Source organism: Ralstonia pickettii, from assembly GCF_000607165.1.
GTDB lineage: Bacteria > Pseudomonadota > Gammaproteobacteria > Burkholderiales > Burkholderiaceae > Ralstonia > Ralstonia holmesii.
Map to the genome: position 1 here is coordinate 155549 of NZ_JFZG01000025.1, position 22465 is coordinate 178013.

A 22465-nucleotide genomic window follows, 5' to 3' on the forward strand; every position below is an offset into this window, starting at 1 on the left:
AGCGCGCAAACATGCGTACGACCTATTTCTGTGCGACCGATTGCCCGTGCCCGCATATCGCCGTCGACCCGGCCTGCCGCGAGTCAGTGGAAGAGATTCTCCGGGCGTATGCAGCGCTCTTCTGGTTCAACTTCTACCTCAGGTGCCCTGACTTCTCCACCGGAGATGGCATGTTTCCGCGGGAGCCAGACGTTCGCCAGAGATATCTGGCTGTGCATTCGAAAGTCTTTACACACTGGGCCACGGCAGCCAATCGCATGGGCATCACCACCGCGAGGTTTCGTGACGTCTGCGCGAACGTGCGCGCGGCATGGATTGGACCAGACGACCCGCTGCGCGCATGCCGTTCCCGAGCCGACGTTCTGTCCGACCACCCAGAGTTGGATCTGGACTAAGCGCCGACCGGCATGCTCAGCAGATGCGATGAGGGCACTGCTCTCGGAAGAAGGTCTCTGGCTCGGGCAGCCAACCGCCTCAGGAAAGCCGCCCAATCTGCGGCATACGGCAAGCTGCTCCAGAGACTTGCGTCAGGTCAACTCCGGCAATAACGAAGTGCCTACCCTGCAGTCATGTCAACCGGAGATCGTGATGCCACAGCCTACTGATGCAGCCCGTAACCTCGCCTGCGCGACCCTGCGCAATGCCAGCCGCGCGGCCGAGTTCTTTGTCGATAGCCAGCTTCATCTCGCGCGCCTTCGCGTCAAGATGGCGGAAACCGCGCTGCAGAATCTGTCCCAGCTGGAGGGCCAGTTGGACGCAGTCAAAGACTGGAGCACACTGGCCTCGGCGCAGAGCGCCTATATGAAGCTCCAAGCCGACCAAAGCGCAAATGCAGTTCGGCAGTGGGCCGACTTCCTCAATGACGCACAGCGCTCTTATCTGCGCCAAGCGACGGACTGGAACGATCAGTTCCAACATCGTCCCGGAACGACTGCAACTCCCGCACAACTGTTGATCGCGTCCCTGGACTCTTGGCAGACGTTGGTCAACACCTTCAACGTGATAGCCGCGTCGGCTACGCAAGCCCCATCGCGGTTGCAGCCACAAACGAAGTCCCAGAACGCGCAAGACGCCTGACGGCTGCCATGGCGAATGGAGATATGCCAGCCCAAAGCATGTGCCACGCAGGCGTCGACGAAAGAGCACGGCTTGATTCCTGTCAACGAGCGTCTCTGGCAGCTATCTATTCTTGAAATAGCCATCGGGCAAGCATGTGGTGGATGGAACAGGTTCTTTGATCCAACGGTTGGACTTGATTTGTTTGCAGGAGCACAAAATGCGCGGAAAACTCATGATGACTTTGCTCGTTGTCGCGGCAGCTTCCACGTCGGCGTACGCACAAAGTAAGCCCGACACAGCACCGAACAGCGACGGACAAAGGGCCGGCAAGGTGGATCCCTACACGGATGGCGCCAAACAGGCCAAGCCCGACCCGTACACGGAAGGGTCGAGGAGCGGCAAGTTTGATCCCTACACGGAAGGCGCAAAGGGCAAACGCGACGCATATACCGACGGCGCCGAGCAAGCCAAACGCGACCCGTACACGGAAGGATCAAGGCGCGGCAAGTTTGACCCCTACACAGAAGGCGCAAAGAGCAAACGTGACCCCTATACGGACGGGGGCAAACAAGCCAAGCGCGACCCGTACACAGAAGGATCAAGGAGCGGCAAGTTTGATCCGTACACCGAAGGCGCAAAGGGCAAACGTGACCCATACACGGATGGCGGCAATAAGACGAAGTAGCAGCGTCTGGTATTGCCTTGTCGAATTCCGTCGATGCGCGTAGCTGCCATCGTCAATACAGCAGATACGCCGCTCGCTCGGGAAGAAAGGCATCGGTCTGTGCAATGTAGGCGTGCTCGATCGCGTCGAGCGAAACACCATCACGCAGCATCGCCCAGACCGTCTCCGAGCCAACCGAAGTGCGGATCGCCTCCAGTTTGAAATGCTGTGGATAGCGCTGCGACAGCACCCGGGCCAGCGCTAATCCGATGCGACCCGGGCGCGTGAGCGCAGACGTGCGGTGGATCGCCACACCCGAGCACGAGCGGCCATGGTATGGCCCCTCCGCGGGAACAAAATGGACGGGCGTATAGGTGGCACCGGTATCCAGCGCATTGAGTTCTCGCGCGACCTCAGCGCCATCCATCCACGGTGCCCCGACCATGCCAAACGGCGCCGACGTGCCTCTGCCCACGCTGACACTTGCGCCCTCAACCAGCCCCACATCCGGATATCGCTCCAAGGCAGCGAAGTCACGCAGGTTTGGCGATGGCGGAACCCAACCCAGCCCGGTATTGGCAAAGCGCATTGCGCGGTCGTACTGCTCCATGGCCACGACATGCAGTGCTGCGCCGATGTGCAGCTCGTCGTTCAGCAACCTGGCAAGCTCGCCGATCGTCATGCCGTGCACAAGCGGCAGAGGCACGTAGTTCGTCAATGAGCGGTTTGCCGTATCTGATACCGGCCCACCAACGAGATCACCGCCTATCGGGTTGGGACGGTCCAGCACCAGCACTGGGATGTGGGCCTTCGCTGCGGCTTCCAGCGTCGCCCCCAGGGTGGCAAGGTAGGTAAAGAAGCGTACGCCCGCGTCCTGGAGGTCAAACACCAGGACGTCGATATCGGCCAGCGCGCTGCGTGGTATGTCCTTGCTGTTGCCGTAGAGGCTATGGACGACCACGTTGGAGCGTGTATCGATCGTGTCACCAAAGCGCGCATCGAGATCGGTGCCGATGCCATGCTCTGGCGCAAAGATGGCGCTCAGCCGCACACCGGGTGCCTGACTCAGTACATCGATAGTCCGCCGCCCCTGCGCGTCAAAGCCACTGTGGTTCGTGACCAAGCCGACCCGTTTTCCGACAAGCGGTGCGAAGCCGTTGGCCTCCAACACGTCGATACCGGATCGCACGGGTCCGACCGCCATGGGTAAGCGGCGTCCAGCACTGATCACTGCATCAGCCATGGTCGGGGCGCGCGCCGCGATCTGTTCGCCGGAGAGCAGCGGCGCCGTGCTCGATACCAGATTCAGCACGGCTTCACGCAACGGCGTGGCGTTACCCCGCTCGTCCGGATACAGCCGGCTCGTGAGCACAATCACGAATCGGCGCGTGACCAAGTCGATCCATAACCCAGTTCCGGTATAGCCCAGGTGCTGGACGAGTCCGACACGCGGCGCGCGATAGCGGTTGGGGATCAACGGCGCCTGGACTTCCCATCCCAGCGTGCGCGTCCCCTCCACTGCAGTCGAACCGTCCGGCGTCAACAGCAGGGCAACGCTGTCCGGCTGCAAGATACGGCGATCCCCAACGCGGCCCCCGTTGAGGAGCATCCTGGCGAACTGCGCGAGATCATCCGCCGTAGAGAACAAACCCGCGTTGCCGGCGACACCGCCCAGCGCCGCGGCCGTCGGATCATGCACTTTGCCGCGAAGCCATCGCCCGTTGCGAATGATGGTCGGCGCAATGCGCGTGATCGCCTTGCGGCTCGGACGGAACGCGGTGTCGCGCATGCCAAGTGGTCGAAAAATGTTCTGCGCACACCATGCGTCAAGCCCGATCCCACTGACACGCTGGACGATCTCGCCCAAGGTGACATAGTTGAGATCGCTGTAGATGACACGTTGCCCTGGCTCTGCAATCGGCGGCATGATCCCGATCGCGTGAAGCACCGTGGCGGGGCCCCGGAGTTCGGATCGGGCAGCCAGGCCGGGAGGCAGGCCTGAGGTGTGCGTTAGCAACTGCCGTATTGTGATGCGCGCCTTCCCTCCGTCCGCGAAGGCTGGCCAGTACCGGCTGGCAGGTGCATCCAGGTCCAAACGTCCGCGCTCTGCCAACTGCAACACCGCCGTGGAAGTGGCCACTGCCTTGGTAAGGGATGCCAGATCGAAGATCGTGTCTTCGGTCAGCGGCTCAGCGGCGCGTCCGACGGACCGCTGACCCAGCGCGATACGTTCGCGCACCCCGCTGGCATCACCGATGGCCACCACTGCCCCGGCCACATTGGCATCTGCAATCTGCGCGGCCAGCACGGCTTCCAGCTCTCGCATGGGCACAGGCGTGCCCAGCGGCCCTGGCGCGTTGATGGTGGGCTCGGCGCGCCCGCTTTGCATGCAGGCAAACAGCACCGCAGCCAGCACCGCGGCTATCGCGGCAAATTGGCTGGATCGTAACGATTGCGCGCGTTCCATAGCATCCACCCGTTGGTACCTTCCGCATCGGCAGCGTCGACTTGGGCGCGGATCATCTCGGCATTGAACTCACGACGATCAAAAGCATAGTCCCGGAACGCCTGCAGCCATGGCCGGAACCTCACCCCCGGCAAACCTGTACGCCGCTTCGCTTCAGCCAGAGAGTGCGAGACGATCTCGCCGGGATTCTCGGTGGGTTTTCTGACGCCCGGCAAGCCCCAAGTGAAACCGGACGGATAGAGCATGGGCGAGATGTAGTCGACCACAGCACCCAATGTGTTGATCTGCTGGCCGATCGCCGTGTCGTCGGTGTTCCAGCAGACGTAGCCGAAAATATCCGCTGCCAGGTAAATGTTGTACGGCCGCAGCCGCTCTCTCGCCTGCGCAAGAAAACCTGTCACGGCCGCAACCCGGTGTGCTTGCGTGTTGGCCTGATGGAACTGCAAGCCATTGGCGTCCGGAAAACGCAGGTAGTCGAACTGGATTTCGTCGAACCCGAGTCTTGCAGCCTCTTCCGCCACGTCAAGTGTGTTGGCCCAGGCGGCTTCGACACCGGGGTCGATCCATTGTTGATCTTCACGATCGTGCCAGACCGCTCCATCGCGATCTCGCACGGCCCATTCGGGGTGCACCCGGGCCAACGGGTCGTCCTTGAAGACAACGATGCGCGCAATCAGATACAGGCCACGTAGACGAAGTTGCCGAATCACGGCGGCGAACTGGTTGAAGCGGGCTGCACCGTTTTTCTGTTCGCGGGCCGCGCCTACTGCCACACGGGCCGCGCTCGGGTAAGGTGTATCGCCCCGGTCGCCCTTCATGTCGATCACCAGCGCGTTGATGGCCGTCTCGCCCTGAAGTGCGACAGCCGCATCGCGCAAGGATCGGTTGGATACGCCCTGTACCGACAGATAGACCGCCCGGGGCTTGATCTGCTTGAGCACGATCTCGCCTGCGGCCTGCGCGCCGCCAAGCACCCGCTCGGCACGTGCGTAGCCGGGAGCGCGGACACTGAGCGTCGCGCGTGCATCCACTGCCGATGTCGGAATGGCGGCCAGGCCAGCAGCATCGGTCGTTCCGCTCTGCCCCTGAACGAATGTGATCGCGCCTTCCACAGGACGGTGGGTCTGTGCGTCTACCACCCTGACCTCGGTTGCGCCGGCAAGCGGCGCGCAACAGAGCCACGCCGCTGCAAGCCAGTGGCGCAGGCGGCTATTCATGATTGCCCCCGGCTGCATTGAGAATGTTCGTCATGCATCGCGCTCCACAGCCATCGGTGATCAGGTATCGGGGCAGTGCGAGGGCGGGTTGCTTCGCCCGCAACGGTTGCGCGTCCAGCGTGAAGGCTGCGGTATAGCCCTCCTCTTGCGCGATGCGTTCCAACTCAGCATCGTGGATGCCGAAAGGCCAAGCAAGCAAATGCACCGGAACGCCGATCTCCGTTTCGATGCGCACCTTTGCACGGCGCAACTGATCGTGGGCGAACTTGACGAAATCATCGGCGCTGCGGTGCATCCGTTCCACCCGGAAGTTCGGATGCCAGTAGGTATGAGACTGCACGTCAAACTGGCCGGTGCGGGCCAGCTCTCGCAACTGTGGCCAGGTCATCGCGTATGCGGCATTTGAGATGGCAGACGGGTACACAAATAGCGTTACGAGAATGCGCCGGCCGCGCAGCGCGGGCCACAACGTCTCGTAGACAGACCGATGGCCGTCATCCACCGTAATGGCCACGGCCTTCGCCGGCAGTGCATCTTGCTCGCCCTCGTGCCAGCGCAGGATGTCTGCGAGCGGAACGATGCGATAACCAGCCGCCTCGATCGCCTGTAGATGCGCTTCGAATGTCTGCATCCGAACCGTCATGGTGCTATCCACCGTCGATGCAAAGCGGTGATAGATGAGCACCACCACATGTGGCTCCACGGCCGCCATATCTGCGTTGGCACTAGGGCACGCAAACATCAGAAGCGCCCAGCACAACGAGAAGACCCAGGTGTTCATCAGCCGCAACTCCGAAGGAATATGGATAGAGCGCCTCGCCCGCCCCGCCCGGCCTATGACTCGCGGGGTGTGCCGTGCAGCCAATGCCAGAGCAGCACTCCGCTGCCCGCCATGCCGCCCAGATGGGCAAAGTGCGCGACATCGACTTCGGTTCCACTCACGCCCAGCGTCAGTTCCACGATCGCATAGAGCGTCGCAAACACCCACGCAGGCATGGGGATGGGTGGGATCAACGGAACAATCATGCGATTGGGAAACAGGACGGCGTAAGCGAGAAGCAATCCGAATACGCCACCGGAAGCGCCAATGACCGGACCCGCCGGCAGAACGCTGAAGACGGTAAAAGCGATTTGGGCGAACGCCGCGCTCAAGATGCTGGATACGTAGAGCAGCCAAGTCCGAGGCGTGCCCACGGTGCGTTCCACGTCGCGCCCGAACATGTAGAGGCCGAACATGTTGAGCGCCAGATGCGCCCCGTTCGCATGCAGGAAAGCGTATGTCAGCGGTTGCCACGGCATGAATCCGCTGCGCAGGCCGGCCCCTGATATGCCGAGCGGCCAGAGCGCAAAGGTACGCAGCAGCGCGTCTCCCGCAAAGAGCTCTGCACCGAACACGGCCACGTTGATGAGGATGAGCAGCTTGATCATGAAGGCACCCCTGATCTCTGCCCACGATACGGCCGCGCGCGTTGGCCGGATTGATCTCGCGCAAGCCGGTTCGACAGTGTGTCGTGATCCGGCAAAGCCACGCATTCCGTTTGATGTGCCGCAAGGCCCTGGTATGGCCAGATGAAACGATGAAGCTACGAGCACACAAGAGGATGTCCCATGCCATTGGCCGCTTCCTATCAGTACCCCGCGAATCAGGCCATCGCCGCGATCTTTAACGAAATCGCTGATTTGCTGGAGGTTGAGGAGGCCAACCCGTTTCGGGTGCGCGCTTACCGCAATGCTGCCCGCATGGTCGAAGGCATGACGGAAGGCGTTGACGCCATGCTGGCACGCGGCGCCGACTTGACCGCCTTGCCCGGTGTCGGGGTCGACCTCTCGGCAAAGATGCGCGAGATCGTCGAAACGGGAAGCTGCGCCATGCTCACGCGCGTGCGCACCGAGGTTCCATCGTACGTACTTCAACTGCTCCAATTGCCCGGCCTTGGCCCAAAGCGGGCCCGTGCGCTGCAACACGAACTGGGCATCACATCGTTGGACGAGTTGGCTCGGGCTGCGGCGGCGCACCGCATTCGCGAACTGCATGGCTTCGGCGCCCGAAGCGAACTGCGGTTGCTCGAAACCCTCAAGGCGCGTCTGGCACGCGATCGCCGTTATGGCTTGGCAACCGCCAAGCCATGTGCCGACGCATTGACGCATTACCTGCTGGCAAGCGGCCTGGTCGACCAACTCGTCGTGGCCGGCAGCTACCGCAGAGGGCGAGACACCGTGGGGGACCTTGATCTGCTCATCACGGGAAGAAAGCGCGCGCAGATCGTTGAGCATCTCGTGCACTACAACGAGGTAGCCACTCGGATCTCTGCGGGGCCCACCCGCGCCAGCGTCGTCCTGAAAAATGGCATGCAGGTGGACTTGCGCGTGGTGCGGCCCGACGCTTTCGGCGCGGCGCTTGTGTATTCCACCGGCTCGAAGGCCCATAACATCGCGCTGCGCAAACTTGCACAGACCCAGGGGCTGAAGATCAACGAGTACGGTGTTTTCCGAGGAAAGGAGCGTATCGCCGGCCAGACGGAGGCATCGGTCTACCGCGCAGTCGGGTTGCCCTGGATCTGCCCCGAGCTGCGCGAAGACCACGGGGAGATCGCGGCCGCGCAGTCCGGCTTGCTGCCATCCCTCCTTGAGCAGAGCGACATCAAGGGGGATCTTCATGTCCACACATCCGCCAGCGACGGCACCGCCAGCCTCGAAGCCATGGCAGCGCAAGCGCGTCTGCTGGGCTATCAATACCTGGCAGTGACCGACCATTCGCCGCGCATTGCCGTGACACACGGGCTTACGGCAGATCGCCTGGCCGCACAAGCCGATGCCATCGACCGGTTCAACGCCGAGCACAAGGGTTGGCCCGTGCTGCTCAAGGGGGTTGAAGTCGACATCCTGGAGGACGGGTCACTGGACCTGCCCGACTCGGTGCTGGGGCGCCTGGACCTTGTTGTGGGCGCCATCCACAGCCATTTCAGTCTGCCGGTCGATCAACAGACCTCGCGCATTCTCCGTGCGCTCGACCATCCCCACTTCAGCATCCTTGCCCACCCGCTGGGCCGCCTGATCGGCGAGCGCAACGCCTGCAATGTTGACCTCAAGCGGGTTCTGACAGCCATCGCGCAGCGCGGCTGCTACGTTGAGGCCAATGCCCAACCCACGCGACTGGATCTGTCCGACATTGGATGCCGCCTGGCAAAGGCGGAAGGTGTGCTCGTGAGCATTGCGTCCGACGCGCACAGCCCCGCCGATCTGATGAACCTGCCCCTTGGTGTCACGCAAGCTCGCCGCGCATGGCTGGGGCAAGCGGACGTACTCAATGCGCACGCGCTCGACACCCTGCTGCCGTTGTTGAAGCGAACCATGTGATGACCGCATGCGCACACCACCTCGGACAGTCTGTATTTGCACCGCAACATGCCGTACGCCGTGCCCCTCGGGTTGATCCGAGTCAAGGTGCCGGAAATCGTGCGGTCAAGAATGGACACATGAATTTCCACATCAGTCACCAGACCAACCGGAGCCAAACCATGAGCGTCCCAGTCGACATTTCTTTCCAGGGTATTCCGCATTCCAAGGCCGTCGAAGAAGCGGTTATCAACCATGCAGACCGCTTGAAGCGTATTCATGCCGATCTGATGCGCTGCCGCGTGAGCCTTGCCGTCGGCGCCAAGCATCAGCACCAGGGCAAGCCGTTCGACGTCAACGTCCACGTGTTCACACCGCATCAGACGCATGTTTCGAGCAACACCTCCAACGAGGACCCATACGTCGCACTTCACGAGGCCTTCTCGCACGTGGAACGAATGCTCGTGGAAGCCAGTAGCAAACGCTCGTCACAGTCTTGAGGCGTCGTGGGCATGCACGCGCACTATTGCATGTGCATGCCACCATTCACGGCCAGGTTGGCACCGGTGACGTAGGCCGCGTCCTCGCCGCACAGAAAGGCCGCCAAGGCAGCCACTTCTTCCGGCCGGCCGAGGCGGCCCACCGGAATCTGCGGAAGAATCCGCTCTTGCATGATCTCGTGGGGAATATCGCGCGTCATTCGCGTGGCGAGATAACCGGGCGAAATCGTGTTGACGGTCACGCCCTTTGCGGCGCACTCAAGTGCCAGCGCCTTGGTGAACCCATGTATGCCAGCCTTGGCCGCCGCGTAGTTCGTCTGCCCGAATGCGCCCCGCGATCCGTTGACTGACGAGATGTTGATGATGCGGCCCCAACCGCGCTCGATCATGCCTTCGTATAGCGGCTTGGTCATGTTGAAGACGGAGTCGAGATCGGTGGCCAGCACGTTCCGCCAGGCATCCAGCGTCATGCGCTTGAAGGTCGTGTCCTGGGTGATACCGGCGTTGTTCACCAGAATGTCGACCGGGCCCACCGTCGAGAGCACATCCGATGCGCACCGCTGGCAAGCGTCGTAGTCAGCCACATCCACCGCGAACGTCTGAAACAGACGCCCCTGGGCATGCTGTTCCGCCATCCATGCGGTCACATGCGTATTGCCCAACGAATGCGTCACCACAACCCGATGCCCTTGCGCATGAAGACGGATGGCAATGGCTTCGCCCAACCCGCCCATACCACCGGTGACGAGCGCAATGCGTTGTGTTGTCATGACGGTCTCATCGCGTCGTCGGACGTGCGCCAGTGCGAGGGCAATCGCGCTTGCACAGCAGCCACCGGTCTGTTTCCGGTTCGATACGCAACCGCACAACGGTATCGACCGGCTGTGCGCCGGCGCGAATGCTCAGGGTCTGCATCACACCCCGATACGCGGCCGTTATCTGATAGTGCCCGCGAGGCAATCGCATATACAACAGGGGGCCCTCCGTGCGCACGCGCAAACGGAGCTTGCCGCGATCATCGGCAACCGAAACATCCACATCCGACAACGCCTCGCCGGTTCTGGCCGACACCACGTTCAGCCGCACATTGAAACGACGTGCCATCGCGTGCATGGTGTCGCGCTCGTCGCTCCCCACGCCACCTGACACATAGGCGATCTCGTTCTGTACGCGGACCTCCGGCGCTGCCGCAGCATCCGGCCCGACTGCACCAGCGTGCGCGCTGGCGGCCAAAACCAACGCGGCGAGAATGCCGTGTGGCAAAAAACGACCTGCTTGGCTCATCTCATACCTCACTGATCAGCGGCCGGGTGGCCAACCGTCTGCGCCAGCACCGGAACCTCGTCTTCATTGAGTGACAAGGCTTCTGCCAGCAGACGCTGATTGAGCCAGCCACGCACCACACAGCCGAGCCCGGCCGAAGCACAGTAAAGCGACACGTTTTGCGAGATCGCTCCTGCGGCGACGCCGGAAAAGGTTTCGCGCACCGCTTCGGGCATCTGGTCTGCACGAGCATGGTTCACCACGTACACCAGATCCAGCGGCGCCTTGCCGACAAAATCCTGGTACCCCGTCAGGTTGCGCGCGTCCACGGCGTGCTTGAGCCGCAAGCGGTGCGCCACAGGCTCGTATTCGTAGACGCCTTCCGGCAGGGCGACGTAGATGTCGATCTCGTTCAGGCCATGCGCTGAAGGCGCGGTGCGCCCGCCTGTTTCCGGCCGGTTGATGCCGTTCGCCGCCCATAGCAATTCGCTCAGTTGCTGCAGCGACAGTGGCGTGGGCGCGAATTCCCGCACGCTTTTCCGCTTGGTCAGCGCGGCAGTCAACGTGTTGCCGCCATCCAGTAGCGGCGGCGCCAGCGGAATGGTTGCCGGTGGTGCCGCGTGGGACGTTGGCTGCGGCAGTAGATGTTGCACAGGGTCATAAGACAGGAGCATCGCCTTGCTCATGGCATCCACCTCACAAAACTGAAAATCCATCGGACATGTGCCGCCTAGGCGGAGATGATCACCTTGAGTGCCTGCGTCTTCGCGGCGTTGCGGAACGTATCGTAGGCAGTGAGGATGTCATCGAGCTTGAACCGATGCGTAATGAGCTGCCCTGGCAGAAGCTTCCCCGCGCGCACCGTTTTCAGAAGCATCGGTGTGCTGACCGTATCCACGAGCCTTGTTGTGATGGCGATGTTCTGGCTCCACAACGTTTCCAGATGCAGGTCTGCCTTGACGCCATGCACCCCAATGTTCGCAATCACCCCGCCCGGCGCAACCAGTTGCTGGCAGAGTTCGAACGTCGCGGGCACGCCCACTGCCTCGATCGCACAATCGACCCCCACGCCATCCGTCAGCCGCTTCACGGCGGCAACGGCGTCTTCACTGGAGACGTTGATGCAGGCCGTTGCACCCAGCCGGCCGGCTACTTCCAGCCGCGCCATGTTCGTGTCGATCATGATGATCTGCGCCGGCGAGTAGAACTGCGCCGTCAGCAACGAGGCCAGCCCGATGGGGCCTGCACCGACAATTGCCACGCTGTTGCCGGGCTGGACGCGGCCATTCAGTACGCCGCATTCGAATCCAGTCGGAAAGATGTCAGACAGCATCACCAGCGCCTCTTCATCAACGCTAGGCGGCAGTTTGTAAAGGCTGGTCTCGGCGTGCAGAATCCTGACGTACTCGGCCTGCACGCCGTCGATGCGATTGCCCAGGATCCAGCCGCCCGTCTCGCAGTGCGAGTACATGCCGCGCCGGCAGTTCGCACATTTTCCGCAAGACGAGATGCACGAGATCAGCACATGATCACCAGGCTGGAGCGATGTCACGGCAGCGCCCACGGACTCCACCACGCCCACGCCCTCGTGGCCCAGCGTGCGCCCCGGCTCGCAGGTCGGCACGTCGCCCTTGATGATGTGCAGATCGGTACCGCAAATGGTCGTCAACGTGACGCGCACTACCGCGTCGCCGGGCGCCTGCAATTCCGGTTTCGGCTTGTCGGCCAGGGTGATCTTGCCGGGCCCTTCGTAGACGAGTGCTTTCATGGGAATCACCAACGAGGACGATGACTCCATGCTAGGCAACCGCCCTGCGCGGACGTTGATCTACGTCAGGGCGCATGGCAGCAACCGCGCGATATTGACCTTCTATATCCGGAGGCGAAACCCGCGTATGGCCGAACAAGCGCCCACCATTCCATGCACGCAGCCAGCGGAGGCCTTGGTCACTCGCATGCTTGAGGCGGCAGCGTATCCGCACCCCGCTGCGGATCTGCAGATGATCGAAACCCATCTGTCGTGGGTCTTCCTGGCCGGAGAATTTGCGTACAAGGTGCGCAAGCCGATCAAGCTGGACTTCGTCGATTTTTCGACGCTCCGTGCGCGGCAAACCGATTGCGAGGAGGAGTGCCGTCTCAACCGCCGCCTCGCCCCAGCGCTATACCTTGGCGTGGTGCCCATTTCGCACGATCCGGCCACGGGCGCAATCTACGTCGATGGACAAGGCACGCCTTGTGAGTACGCGGTCCGCATGCGCCGGTTTGCCCAGCAGGACGTACTGAGTGCATTGGCCCATGCCGGGCGACTGCGCCCGGAAGAGATCGACGCGCTGGCCGACCTGATCGCAGACTTCCACGCAACCGCGCCTGTCTGCGGCCCCGTTTCAGACGACGGAACACCCTCAAGCATTCGGCGCACGCTTGAGGACTGCGCAGCGGGGGTGAGTGCCCTCAGCACTGAACCCCCGATTGCGGCGGCCACGGTAGCGCTGCTTCGCAAGCATGCAGACCGCCTCGAAGAGGCATTCGCATCACGTCGGCGCGGCCGCCACATCCGCGAATGCCACGGCGATCTGCACCTGGGCAACATCGTGTTGATCGGTGGCCAGCCGACGCCGTTCGACTGTCTGGAATTCTCGCCCTCGCTCCGGTGGATCGACACCATGTACGACACCGCCTTTCTGTTCATGGATTTGCTCGCCGCGGGCCTGCATGGGCTGGCGTATCGGCTGATCAACCGTTATCTCGAACGATGTGGTGACTATGCGGGGTTGGCGGTACTGCCTTTCTACGCATCGATGCGCGCACTCGTGCGTGCTCGTGTGCTGCTGGAGCGCGCCCATCAGTTGGACGGAACCCCCGATCTGGCAGCAAAGCTGCGCGGCGAGGCACGCCGCATGCTCGACCTGTCTCGGGAGCTGCTGCGCCGAAACGACGCCTGCATTCTTCTCATGCATGGCCTTTCCGGCAGCGGAAAATCCACCCGCGCCGCACAGCTTGCCGAAGCAGAAGGGATGATCCGCGTGCGCTCCGACGTCGAGCGCCAACGCACCCGGTATGTCGCCGCCGTCGATCGCTACCTGCCGCGCGCAGTCGAACGTACCTATCGGCGTCTGGCCGCCGTCTGCAAGCTGGGGGCAAGCGCCGGTTTTCCGATGATTGCCGACGCCACGTTTCTGGCCGAGCGCCAGCGCAGACGTTTCTTCTCACTGGCCCACCGATTGGGCGTGGCCGTGGCCATCGCGGACTGCGTTGCCGACGTCGACACGCTGCGTATGCGTATCCGCAATCGCATGCGAGGCGGGCTCGACGCCTCGGAAGCAGACCTGCACGTGCTGGACGCGCAGATCGCCACACAACAGCCGCTCAACGTGGAGGAGCGGGCACATGTGATCCCTGGCGAGATCTCCAACGTGGTGCCCTACATCAGAGGCAGAGAGCAGTGATTTCGTTTGGGCAGGCCAGGCAACCAAGTGCCTTGAGACCAAGCACCGTGGCGATGGTATTTCACGCGCGGCCGCCAATTTGCGCCATATCAACGCACACAACTGCAGAGTGCCTACGCTGCATATGGATACCTTATTCGGCGGCCCGGCTCACCTGCCCGCCAAGACCCCACCGGAGATCACAATGCAACAACCTGCTGATATGGCATGCAATCTGGCATGCGCTGTCATGCGCGACATGAGCCGCACCGCCAGCTTCATGCTCGAGGCACAAATTGACCTGTCACGCTTGCGCCTGAAGCTGGCCGAGGCTGCGCTGGAAGACGTGCGTGAGATGGAACATGAATTGAGCGGCACGCATGACTGGACATCGCTGGCCACTGCACAAAGCATCTTCATGAAGATGCAATCAAGCCACGGTGCTAACGCTCTAAAGACGTGGGCCGAGTTCACGAACAAGCTGCAGGCCGCCTATTTGCGTCGGTTGACGGAGTGGACGCAGCAGATGCAGCCACCCGAAGCTCAAACCTCTTCCTCACAGCTGTTTGCCGCGTCCTCCGATTCGCTGAAAGCCTTCTTTGACAGCTTCAACCTCATGGCCCCGCCAGCCTCCGAGGCGAAGAAGAACGGACTGGCACGATCCACCACGACAAGAGCTGAGAAGACCGCCTGATCAACAGGCCAAGGAGCCCGTCATGCGAGTTCAGGACGTCTATTCACACAATGCAGTCCATATTCCGCTCTCGTGCACGCTTCAGGAGGCGGCACAGCAGATGCGCCAGAAGCATGTCGGTGCGCTGGTCGTGACGGAGAACACCCCTTCCGGACCCCGCGCGATCGGCGTCGTCACGGATCGCGACATCGTGCTTGATGCGGTTGCGGTTGGCGTCAGCCCCTCCCAGACCTGTGTGGCCGATGTGATGAGCCGGGGCATCTCCAACGTACCGCTCGATGCCAGCCTCAGCGACGCGTTGCAGGAAATGCTCTCATGCGGCGTGCGGCGTGTTGGTGTGACGTCCGACGACGCGCTGGTTGGAGTGCTGTCTCTGGACGACGTGCTGAGCGCAATGGCCACTGAATGGAGCCTGATCGCCCGCCTCGTCCATAACGAGCGTGAACGCGAGACCACCGGCAGCGTCCAGCCGCCGCTGAGCGTCTAAATCGGCTGCCACTCCACTTCAGGAAAACCTCCCCATGAATCCCGAGCCGCTTTCTCTCAGCATGGACATCGTGGCGGACGATGCCGTGCTGGAAGGCACCCTGTACTGCCCCGGCAACGCGGCGGGCCTGGTGATCTTTGCGCATGGCAGCGGAAGCTCGCGGCTCAGTCCACGGAACCAGTACGTTGCGGATCAGCTCCACGCCGCAGGCCTAGGCACGCTGCTATTCGATCTGTTGAGCGCCGAAGAGGCATCGCACGCCTCGTGCCGGTTCGATATCGACCTTCTGGCGCGGCGTCTGCATACAGCCACGCACGCGGTAGGCAACATCGCTCGCGAACGCGGGTTGCGGCTGGGGTACTTCGGCGCCAGCACGGGGGCCGCAGCCGCGATTCTGGCGGCTGCCGAGCCGGACGACGCCGACCCAATCGAAGCGGTCGTCAGCCGCGGTGGCCGCCCTGATCTTGCCGGCCAACGCGCGCTGGGCAAACTCGCCTGCCCAACCCTGCTGATCGTTGGCGCAGCCGATCTGGACGTGCTCGATCTCAACCGGCAAGCCCTGAGCCAGATGCATTGTGAGAAAGCCCTGGAGACGGTGCCCCACGCAACGCACCTTTTTGAAGAGGAAGGCGCGCTCGAGCAGGTGGCCGAGCTGGCGCGGGCATGGTTTGTCCGCCACCTGAGTGCAACCACCCAACCCCACAGACACGCGAGGTAGCCCCATGCGATTCAAAGATCGATTGGATGCGGCGCGTATGCTCGCGCAGGCACTGGAGAAGTACAAGGACATGCACCCTTTGGTGCTGGCCATTCCAAGGGGTGCGGTTCCCATGGGCGCTCTCATCGCAACCGCGCTTGGCGGTCAGCTCGATGTGGTGCTGGTTCGCAAGCTCGGCGCACCGTTCAACCCCGAACTGGCCGTCGGCTCTGTGGAAGAAGGCGGCTGGACCTACATCGCACCCTATGCAGGACGCATTGGCGCAGATACGACATACCTCGAACAGGAAAGCGCAGAACAGATGGACGTCATCCGTCGGCGCCGTGCGCTCTATACCCCGAACCGCGGTCCGTATGACGTAGGAGGACGCGTTGTGATCGTGGTCGACGACGGGCTGGCGACCGGAGCTTCCATGAAGGCGGCACTCCACGCCATACGGCAGCGTCATCCGCAACGCCTCATCTGCGCGGTTCCCGTGGCGGCACCAGATAGCCTGGACGACATTCGACCGCTGGCCGATGAGATCGTCTGCCTCTACGCGCCGCAGGGTTTTCGCGCGGTCGGCTTGTATTACACCGACTTTCCTCAGGTCGAGGATGCCGAGGTGTGTGCCGCGCTGGCCGCGGGTCCGCAATCCGAACGCCGGGCTGGCTGACGCGGCCTCTACAGGCGCGCCACGCCCGGATTCAATCCAGACCGTATCTGCGCACGTACCAGGCTTTCATCACGTAGGCAAACAACCCATAGGTCAGTACGATCGCTGCCAGGCCGGGCCAGTACGCTGCCGGCAGCGGCACAAAGCCGAAGAGCGCCCCGACCGATGTCAACGGCATGGCGACACCCACGCAGGCAATGGCGACGCTGGTCAGTACCAGTGCAGTACTCGCCCGGCTTTGCACGAACGGCACCTTCCCTGTGCGGATGATATGGATGATGAGCGTTTGCGTGAGCAGCGATTCAACAAACCACCCGGACTGGAAGAGCGCCGGATCCGCCCACGCGTGAAAGACACCCAGCAGCAGCGCGTAGGTCGCAAAATCAAACAACGAACTGACCGGCCCCATGTACAGCATGAACTTCAGAATGCTGCCGATCTCCCACCGTCGTGGTTTGACCAGGTACTCGTCGTCCACGTTGTCGGTCGGGATGGCGGTTTGCGAGAAGTCGTAGAGCAGGTTGTTGAGCAGCACCTGCACCGGTGCCATTGGCAGAAAGGGCAGAAACAGGCTTGCGCCCAGCACGCTGAACATGTTTCCGAAGTTTGAGCTGGCGCCCATCTTGATGTACTTGACGATGTTGCCGAACACCTTGCGCCCTTCCGTCACGCCCTCGCCCAGCACCGCCAGGCTTTTCTCCAGCAGGATGATGTCGGCGGACTCCTTGGCAATATCGACCGCGCTATCCACGGAGATGCCAACATCCGCGGCTTTGAGCGCCGGCCCATCGTTAATGCCGTCACCCATGAAGCCCACGACGTGACCTCTGCGGTGCAGTGCCTCGACAATGGCCGCCTTCTGCGCGGGCGACACCTTGGCGAACACCGAAGCGCGTTCGGCCATGTCAGCCATCTGGTCGGGTGACATGGCAGCCAGCTCGGTGCCAAGCACCACCGGTTCCACGGCCAGACCGACCTCGCGACAGATCTTGCGCGCAACAATGGCGTTGTCCCCGGTCAGGATCTTGACTGCCACGCCGCTTGCCTTCAATGCGGCAATGGCAGGCGCGGCCGTATCACGCGGCGGGTCGAGAAAGGCGATATACCCCAGCAACGTCAACCCTGACTCGTCTGCCACGGCGTACTGGCTTTGCTCGGGCGGCATCTCCTTGTATGCAACAGCCACGACACGGAAACCGTCAGCATTCAGGTTCTCCGCCAACTGCCGCGTATCTTGGAGGTGGCTTGCCTCCAGCGGGCCTGCCTCATCGCCGCTCACGTAACGCGCGCTGACGGCCAGCACTTCTTCCACCGCACCCTTGCAGATCAGCACGTGCGTGCCGTCGTCCTGCGCCAGCACAACCGACATGCGCCGGCGCTCGAAGTCAAACGGCAGCTCATCGATTTTCTGGAAACGCGCATGCACATCCAGACGCTGCTCCAGCTCCACGTGCTTGAGCACGGCCACGTCCAGCAGGTTCTTCAAGCCCGACTGATAGAAGCTGTTAAGAAATGCGTACTCCAGCACCTGGTCGGATTCTTCGCCGCGCAAGTCGAGGTGATGCTTGAGGATGATGCGGTCTTGCGTAAGCGTGCCGGTCTTGTCGGTGCACAGCACGTCCATCGCGCCGAAATTCTGGATGGCGTTGAGCCGCTTGACGATGACCTTTTTGCGCGACATGGCGATGGCGCCCTTGGCCAGATTGACCGTGACGATCATCGGCAACATCTCGGGCGTCAGGCCAACGGCCACCGCCACCGCAAACAACAGCGCCTCAAACCAGTTGCCCTTGGTCAATCCATTGATGAGAAAGACCGTGGGCGCCATCACCAGGATCAGCGTCAGCATCAGCCATGTGAATCGGGTAATGCCGCGATCAAAGCTGGTCTGCACGCGCTGCCCGGCAATCAGGTTGGCCACATGACCAAAGGCGGTGCGGTGCCCGGTGGTCAAGACAACGGCCGTGGCGTAGCCGCTCACCACTGCGCTGCCCATGAAGCACAGGTTGGGCCGGTCGAAATCCGCCGCAGGATGGCTGTCGGAGGGCTGCGCGTGCTTTTCCTGTGGCATGGCTTCGCCAGTCAGTGCCGACTGGTTGACGAACACATCCTTCGCACTGAGCAACCGCAAGTCGGCCGGGATCATGTCACCGGCGGAAAGCTGAACGATATCGCCTGGCACCAGTTGCTCGATCGGGATTTCCTGGCTCGCTTCGGCACCATCGGAACCGATGCGCCGTACCGTTGCCGTTGTATGCACCATGCGACGCAGCGCCTCCGCCGCCCGGTTCGAGCGGTGCTCTTGCAGAAAGCCCAGCACAACACTCAGCACCACCATGACGGCAATCAGCACGGCCGCCCGTACATCGCCCAACACCGCCGAGACGCCCGCCAGCGAGATCAGCAGCAGATTCAGCGGATTGACCGATCGGCGCACCAACTCAATCAGCACAGCTTCGTGATGGCCGTTGGCCACGCGGTTGAACCCGTATTCGCGCAGGCGCTGTGCAGCGGCTTCCTGCGTCAGGCCCTGCGTCTGGGTCTGAAGCCGGTCCAGCACGTCCTGTGAGGCAAGCGCCGACCACATTGAGAGATCGTCGGCGGGCGAATGCGGAAACGGCACGGACGTGATGTGCATAGGAAATTGCGAGCAAACCGCATGGATGTGCAAACCATTAGAGCGCAGGACGCGCGTCGGGCCTTGACGCAACTCAACGGCCATCGTTGCCTGGGCGGCTGTCGTGCGTGCCCGCCACCGGGGGTTCAATGCCGGCGCCACGCCAGCCGCCGCCCAGCGCAAGGAACAGCGCCACGGTGTCTTGCAGCCGCTGTGCACGCACCTGCAGCGTGCCGAGCACGGCTTGCTGATACTGCAGGTCAGCACTGAGCACCTGCAGATAACCAGCAACACCAGCACGGTAGTCTGCGTTGATCTCTTCCAGCGCGGCACTTGCCGCCGCCTGCGCGCGCAACTGTGCGTCAAGCTGCACTGCATCGTGTTCAAGCGCACGCAGCACATCGGCCACCTGCTCAAATGAAGCGAGCACCACCTGCCGATAGCCGGCATCGGCAGCCTGCAATGCCTGCCGGGATGCGGAACGGCGGAAATACAGGGTACCGCCTTCAAATAGCGGGGCGACAAGGTTTGCCCCCACGCTCCAGGCGCCGGCTTTCGCACCGAACAGATCGGCGCTACGGCCGCTCATCCGGGCGTAGTCTGCGCTCAGGGTCAGGCTTGGCAGCATCGCCGCCGTTGCAACACCCACCTCTGCGCTGGCTTGGTGCAGGCGCGCCTGTGCGGCCAGAACGTCGGGCCGCTGGCGCACCAGTTCAGAGGGCACCAGCCTGGGCAGGTCCGCCGGCAGTTGCAGCCCGTTGAGCGCAACGTCTACGGCGTCTGCCTCGGAAGGAAATCGGCCGGCCAACACCGCTTGCAGATGCGCAGCCTGGTCACGCTTCTGCTCCAGCGGCGGCAGCGATGCTTCCAACGACGCCAATTGCGCAGCAAGGCTCAACTCGCTGGCATGCGCCATGACGCCGGCTTCGACCTGTGCGTGTGCAATCTCCACCTGCTCGCGCACCACGGCAATCAGGCTGCGCGTGGTGTCGATCTGCGCCTGATAGGCGGCATGCGCGATCACGGCGTTCACCAGATTGCCGGTCAGCGCAAGGTAGGCGGCGGCAACCGCGTACCTTTGCCCTTCTGCTTGCGCCGCCAGTGATTCCACCGCACGCCGATTGCCGCCAAAGATATCGACCGCGTAACTGATGGATGCCCCCAGTGTCCACAGCGTAAAAAGGCTTGGCGCGCCGGTCTGCCCGAGCCTGGCGGGCACCGCTGCCTGGCGTGACACATCGGCTGATCCAGCCACCTGCGGGTAGAACACTCCCGCGCCAGCTCGCAACAGGTCTTGCGCGGCGCGCAGGTTGGCTTCTGCCTGCTGCAGGCTCGGGTTGGCCGTAACAGCCGCTTCCATGGCCTGATCAAGCGCGGGACTGCCGAGGGCGCGCCACCAGTCTGCAGCAGGCACTGCTGCCGCCGTGAAGCGTTGCGCAACGCCGTCTGCAGAGGCCGCCTGCGCAGGATCGCCGTCACGAAGATAGCGATCGACGTCAGGTGCCAGCGGTGCGTGGAAATCTGGCCCGACCGCGCAGCCCCAGACCACAACCGCTGCGGCTAGCGCCCCCGCCGCCGCTTTCACGACGCCCCCTGCAGATAGACGTCGACCAGTTGGCCGGGATAGACGGCGAGCTTGTCTGGCTGCTTGAAGCGGAAAAGCAACGGCAGCACGCGCACATCCACGCGTTCGGAGCGCTGGTCGGACAACTGCACCTTGGGCGACACGTACGGCTGCACGCGCACAAATTCCAGCGGCACGCTGACATCGGTGCCGCGCACAAACATGCGTGCCTGTACTGCACCGGGCGGAAGGCGGTGTACCAGGATCTCGTCCACATACACACGCACGGCCAGCTTGTTCTGACCGGTGCTCATCGTGACCAGCGGCACGTTGGCCCGTGTGTAGGCGTCATAGGTGCCCTGCGGCGATACATAGCTGCCCATTGCCGTGTTCACGGACATGACAACACCATCCACCGGTGCCCGCACGGCATATTTTTCGAGCAATGCCGCCGCTGCTGCCGCGCCCTTCTGTAAGGCGTCGCGCTGTTTTTGCAGCGTGCGGATGTCGTAGCTCCAGGCGCCGGCGCGCGTCAGGTCGTACTGACGCTGGGCAACTGCAAGATTGCCGTGCGCCACCCGTACCGCGTTGGCAGCGTTGTCCATTGCATCGCGACTGACTGCCTTGGGATTGAGCCGGGCGGCCGCTTCAAGCTTGTCCAACTGATCCTGCACGGTGCGCAAGCCGGCATCTGCGGCGCTCACCTGCGCGCGGGTGACTTCCAGCGCTTCCTTGCGCGGTTGGGCGAGCAGCGCGTTCAACTGGGCGTCGACGGCATCCGCTTGCGACTGCTGCTGTGCCGTCAGCGCGCGTTGCACGGAATCCTCGATCTGGATCAGCACATCGCCGCGCTTGACTGCCTGCCCTTCCTGCACGGCGATACGGGCGACGGTGCCCGACACTTCGGCATACAGGTTCAGGTTGGCGCCACTGGGCTGATCGCTTTCGACAATGCCGTTGGCGTAGATGCCCGTCGCGTACGGATTCGCCGCCGGTTGGAAGACAGGCGGCAGCGGCGGCCTCTGCCGTGCGTAGTAAATGGCCGCCCCCAACCCTGCCAGCGCACCGATCACAGAGAGCACAAACAACCATCGGATCTTCATCGCATCTCTCCGTGTTCAATGCGGCTCAGCTTGCCATCCTCCATGTCGAGGATGCGGCTGGCCATGTCGAGGATGCGCGCGTCGTGCGTCACGATCACGATGCAGCGGTGCGCATTCAGGATCTCCGTCTTCACGAACTGCATGATGGCGCGGCCGGTGTCGCCATCCAGCGATGCGGTGGGTTCATCCAGGATCAGGATGTCGGGCTGCGTGACGATGGCACGTGCAATGGCCACGCGCTGCTGCTCTCCACCGCTGAGCTTGACCGGCGGCAACTGCGCGCGGTTCTTCAGCCCAACCACATCGAGGTAGTGCATGGCCTGCTCGAGCGCTGTGTCCCACGGCACATGCCGCAGGATTAACGGGATGGCGACGTTCTCAACCGTGGTGAGACGCGGGAACAGGTGGTAGTCCTGAAACACGAAGCCAATCTTGCCCAGGCGGAAATCGGCCAGAGCGTCGGCACCCAGGCTCCAGATGTCGACCCCATCCACCACCGCGCGGCCGCCATCGGGGCGCAGGATGCCGGAGATCACGCTCAGCAGTGTGGTCTTGCCACTGCCCGAAGGCCCGACAATGAACAGCATCTCGTTGAATTCGGCCTCGAAACTGACCTGCATGAGCGCACGAGTACGCGCCTCGCCCTCGCCAAACCATTTATCGAGTGCCTGCGCGGCAATGGCAACATTGGCCACG

General features: G+C 62.7%; 22 protein-coding genes. 10 read left to right on the forward strand and 12 right to left on the reverse strand.

Annotated features, from left to right (window positions below; genetic code table 11):
• The first annotated feature begins 11 nt into the window (after positions 1-11).
• The 3 genes from BG83_RS0122825 to BG83_RS0122835 all read left to right on the forward strand — a co-directional run bounded on the left by BG83_RS0122825 (position 12) and on the right by BG83_RS0122835 (position 1744).
• Positions 12-395 carry a hypothetical protein gene (locus BG83_RS0122825; RefSeq protein WP_024978915.1) on the forward strand — a complete coding sequence of 128 codons (384 nt, stop codon included), beginning with the start codon at positions 12-14 and terminating at the stop codon, positions 393-395.
• 28 nt (positions 396-423) lie between these two features.
• Entirely contained in the window at positions 424-1077 is a 654-nt protein-coding gene (locus tag BG83_RS0122830) for a hypothetical protein (RefSeq protein WP_235193256.1), read from the forward strand.
• A gap of 214 nt (positions 1078-1291) precedes the next feature.
• Positions 1292-1744 (forward strand): hypothetical protein, encoded by a 453-nt coding sequence (locus tag BG83_RS0122835; RefSeq protein ID WP_235193257.1) that lies wholly within the window; start codon positions 1292-1294, stop codon positions 1742-1744.
• Positions 1745-1796: 52 nt separating this feature from the next.
• On the opposite strand, the gene BG83_RS0122840 is transcribed toward BG83_RS0122835, so the two are convergent.
• From BG83_RS0122840 to BG83_RS0122855, 4 genes are read right to left on the reverse strand one after another with little or no spacing between them, the layout of a single operon-like run.
• A complete protein-coding gene (locus BG83_RS0122840) occupies positions 1797-4190 on the reverse strand; it encodes a serine hydrolase (protein ID WP_037032345.1) in 2394 nt (797 codons plus the stop codon).
• The gene (locus BG83_RS0122845) at positions 4145-5425 is read right to left on the reverse strand and encodes a putative glycoside hydrolase (protein ID WP_037032347.1); all 1281 of its coding nucleotides are present in this window, start codon (positions 5423-5425) and stop codon (positions 4145-4147) included. The genes BG83_RS0122840 and BG83_RS0122845 overlap by 46 nt, the downstream gene beginning before the upstream one ends.
• Complete coding sequence (locus tag BG83_RS0122850; RefSeq protein ID WP_024978920.1) at positions 5400-6188, reverse strand: polysaccharide deacetylase family protein; 789 nt, start codon at positions 6186-6188, stop codon at positions 5400-5402. Before BG83_RS0122850 ends, BG83_RS0122845 begins: the two co-directional genes overlap by 26 nt.
• Positions 6189-6241: 53 nt before the next feature.
• Entirely contained in the window at positions 6242-6835 is a 594-nt protein-coding gene (locus BG83_RS0122855; RefSeq protein WP_024978921.1) for a rhomboid family intramembrane serine protease, read from the reverse strand.
• A gap of 180 nt (positions 6836-7015) precedes the next feature.
• On the opposite strand from BG83_RS0122855, the gene polX reads away from it, so the two are divergent.
• Both polX and BG83_RS0122865 read left to right on the forward strand, forming a co-directional pair.
• Positions 7016-8764, forward strand: coding sequence for a DNA polymerase/3'-5' exonuclease PolX (gene polX, locus BG83_RS0122860; protein ID WP_024978922.1), 1749 nt, complete (start codon positions 7016-7018; stop codon positions 8762-8764).
• 119 nt (positions 8765-8883) lie between these two features.
• Complete coding sequence (locus BG83_RS0122865; RefSeq protein WP_235193258.1) at positions 8884-9243, forward strand: HPF/RaiA family ribosome-associated protein; 360 nt, start codon at positions 8884-8886, stop codon at positions 9241-9243.
• A 23-nt stretch (positions 9244-9266) separates the two neighbouring features.
• On the opposite strand, the gene phbB is transcribed toward BG83_RS0122865, so the two are convergent.
• From phbB to BG83_RS0122885, 4 genes are read right to left on the reverse strand one after another with little or no spacing between them, the layout of a single operon-like run.
• Positions 9267-10013, reverse strand: a complete 747-nt coding sequence (phbB, locus tag BG83_RS0122870; RefSeq protein ID WP_024978924.1) for an acetoacetyl-CoA reductase — start codon at positions 10011-10013, stop codon at positions 9267-9269.
• A gap of 7 nt (positions 10014-10020) precedes the next feature.
• Positions 10021-10527 (reverse strand): hypothetical protein, encoded by a 507-nt coding sequence (locus BG83_RS0122875; RefSeq protein WP_024978925.1) that lies wholly within the window; start codon positions 10525-10527, stop codon positions 10021-10023.
• Positions 10528-10535: 8 nt separating this feature from the next.
• The gene (locus BG83_RS0122880; RefSeq protein WP_024978926.1) at positions 10536-11192 is read right to left on the reverse strand and encodes a nitroreductase family protein; all 657 of its coding nucleotides are present in this window, start codon (positions 11190-11192) and stop codon (positions 10536-10538) included.
• 44 nt (positions 11193-11236) lie between these two features.
• Positions 11237-12274, reverse strand: a complete 1038-nt coding sequence (locus BG83_RS0122885) for a zinc-dependent alcohol dehydrogenase family protein (protein WP_024978927.1) — start codon at positions 12272-12274, stop codon at positions 11237-11239.
• Between the two features lie 187 nt (positions 12275-12461).
• Here BG83_RS0122885 and BG83_RS0122890 point away from each other — a divergent pair, with 187 nt between their 5' ends.
• The 5 genes from BG83_RS0122890 to BG83_RS0122910 all read left to right on the forward strand — a co-directional run bounded on the left by BG83_RS0122890 (position 12462) and on the right by BG83_RS0122910 (position 16485).
• Complete coding sequence (locus tag BG83_RS0122890; RefSeq protein ID WP_235193259.1) at positions 12462-13952, forward strand: bifunctional aminoglycoside phosphotransferase/ATP-binding protein; 1491 nt, start codon at positions 12462-12464, stop codon at positions 13950-13952.
• A 184-nt stretch (positions 13953-14136) separates the two neighbouring features.
• Positions 14137-14625 carry a hypothetical protein gene (locus BG83_RS0122895; RefSeq protein WP_024978929.1) on the forward strand — a complete coding sequence of 163 codons (489 nt, stop codon included), beginning with the start codon at positions 14137-14139 and terminating at the stop codon, positions 14623-14625.
• Between the two features lie 22 nt (positions 14626-14647).
• A complete protein-coding gene (locus BG83_RS0122900) occupies positions 14648-15112 on the forward strand; it encodes a cyclic nucleotide-binding/CBS domain-containing protein (protein WP_024978930.1) in 465 nt (154 codons plus the stop codon).
• A gap of 34 nt (positions 15113-15146) precedes the next feature.
• Positions 15147-15830 (forward strand): dienelactone hydrolase family protein, encoded by a 684-nt coding sequence (locus BG83_RS0122905; protein WP_024978931.1) that lies wholly within the window; start codon positions 15147-15149, stop codon positions 15828-15830.
• Positions 15831-15834: 4 nt separating this feature from the next.
• Complete coding sequence (locus BG83_RS0122910; RefSeq protein WP_024978932.1) at positions 15835-16485, forward strand: phosphoribosyltransferase; 651 nt, start codon at positions 15835-15837, stop codon at positions 16483-16485.
• Between the two features lie 31 nt (positions 16486-16516).
• Here BG83_RS0122910 and mgtA read toward each other — a convergent pair whose 3' ends face one another.
• The 4 genes from mgtA to BG83_RS0122930 form a co-directional block, all read right to left on the reverse strand.
• Complete coding sequence (gene mgtA / locus BG83_RS0122915) at positions 16517-19123, reverse strand: magnesium-translocating P-type ATPase (protein ID WP_024978933.1); 2607 nt, start codon at positions 19121-19123, stop codon at positions 16517-16519.
• A 73-nt stretch (positions 19124-19196) separates the two neighbouring features.
• The gene (locus tag BG83_RS0122920; RefSeq protein ID WP_024978934.1) at positions 19197-20687 is read right to left on the reverse strand and encodes an efflux transporter outer membrane subunit; all 1491 of its coding nucleotides are present in this window, start codon (positions 20685-20687) and stop codon (positions 19197-19199) included.
• Positions 20684-21769 carry an HlyD family secretion protein gene (locus tag BG83_RS0122925; protein ID WP_024978935.1) on the reverse strand — a complete coding sequence of 362 codons (1086 nt, stop codon included), beginning with the start codon at positions 21767-21769 and terminating at the stop codon, positions 20684-20686. The genes BG83_RS0122920 and BG83_RS0122925 overlap by 4 nt, the downstream gene beginning before the upstream one ends.
• Positions 21766-22464 (reverse strand): ABC transporter ATP-binding protein, encoded by a 699-nt coding sequence (locus BG83_RS0122930; RefSeq protein WP_037032383.1) that lies wholly within the window; start codon positions 22462-22464, stop codon positions 21766-21768. The genes BG83_RS0122925 and BG83_RS0122930 overlap by 4 nt, the downstream gene beginning before the upstream one ends.
• Position 22465 lies beyond the last annotated feature (1 nt).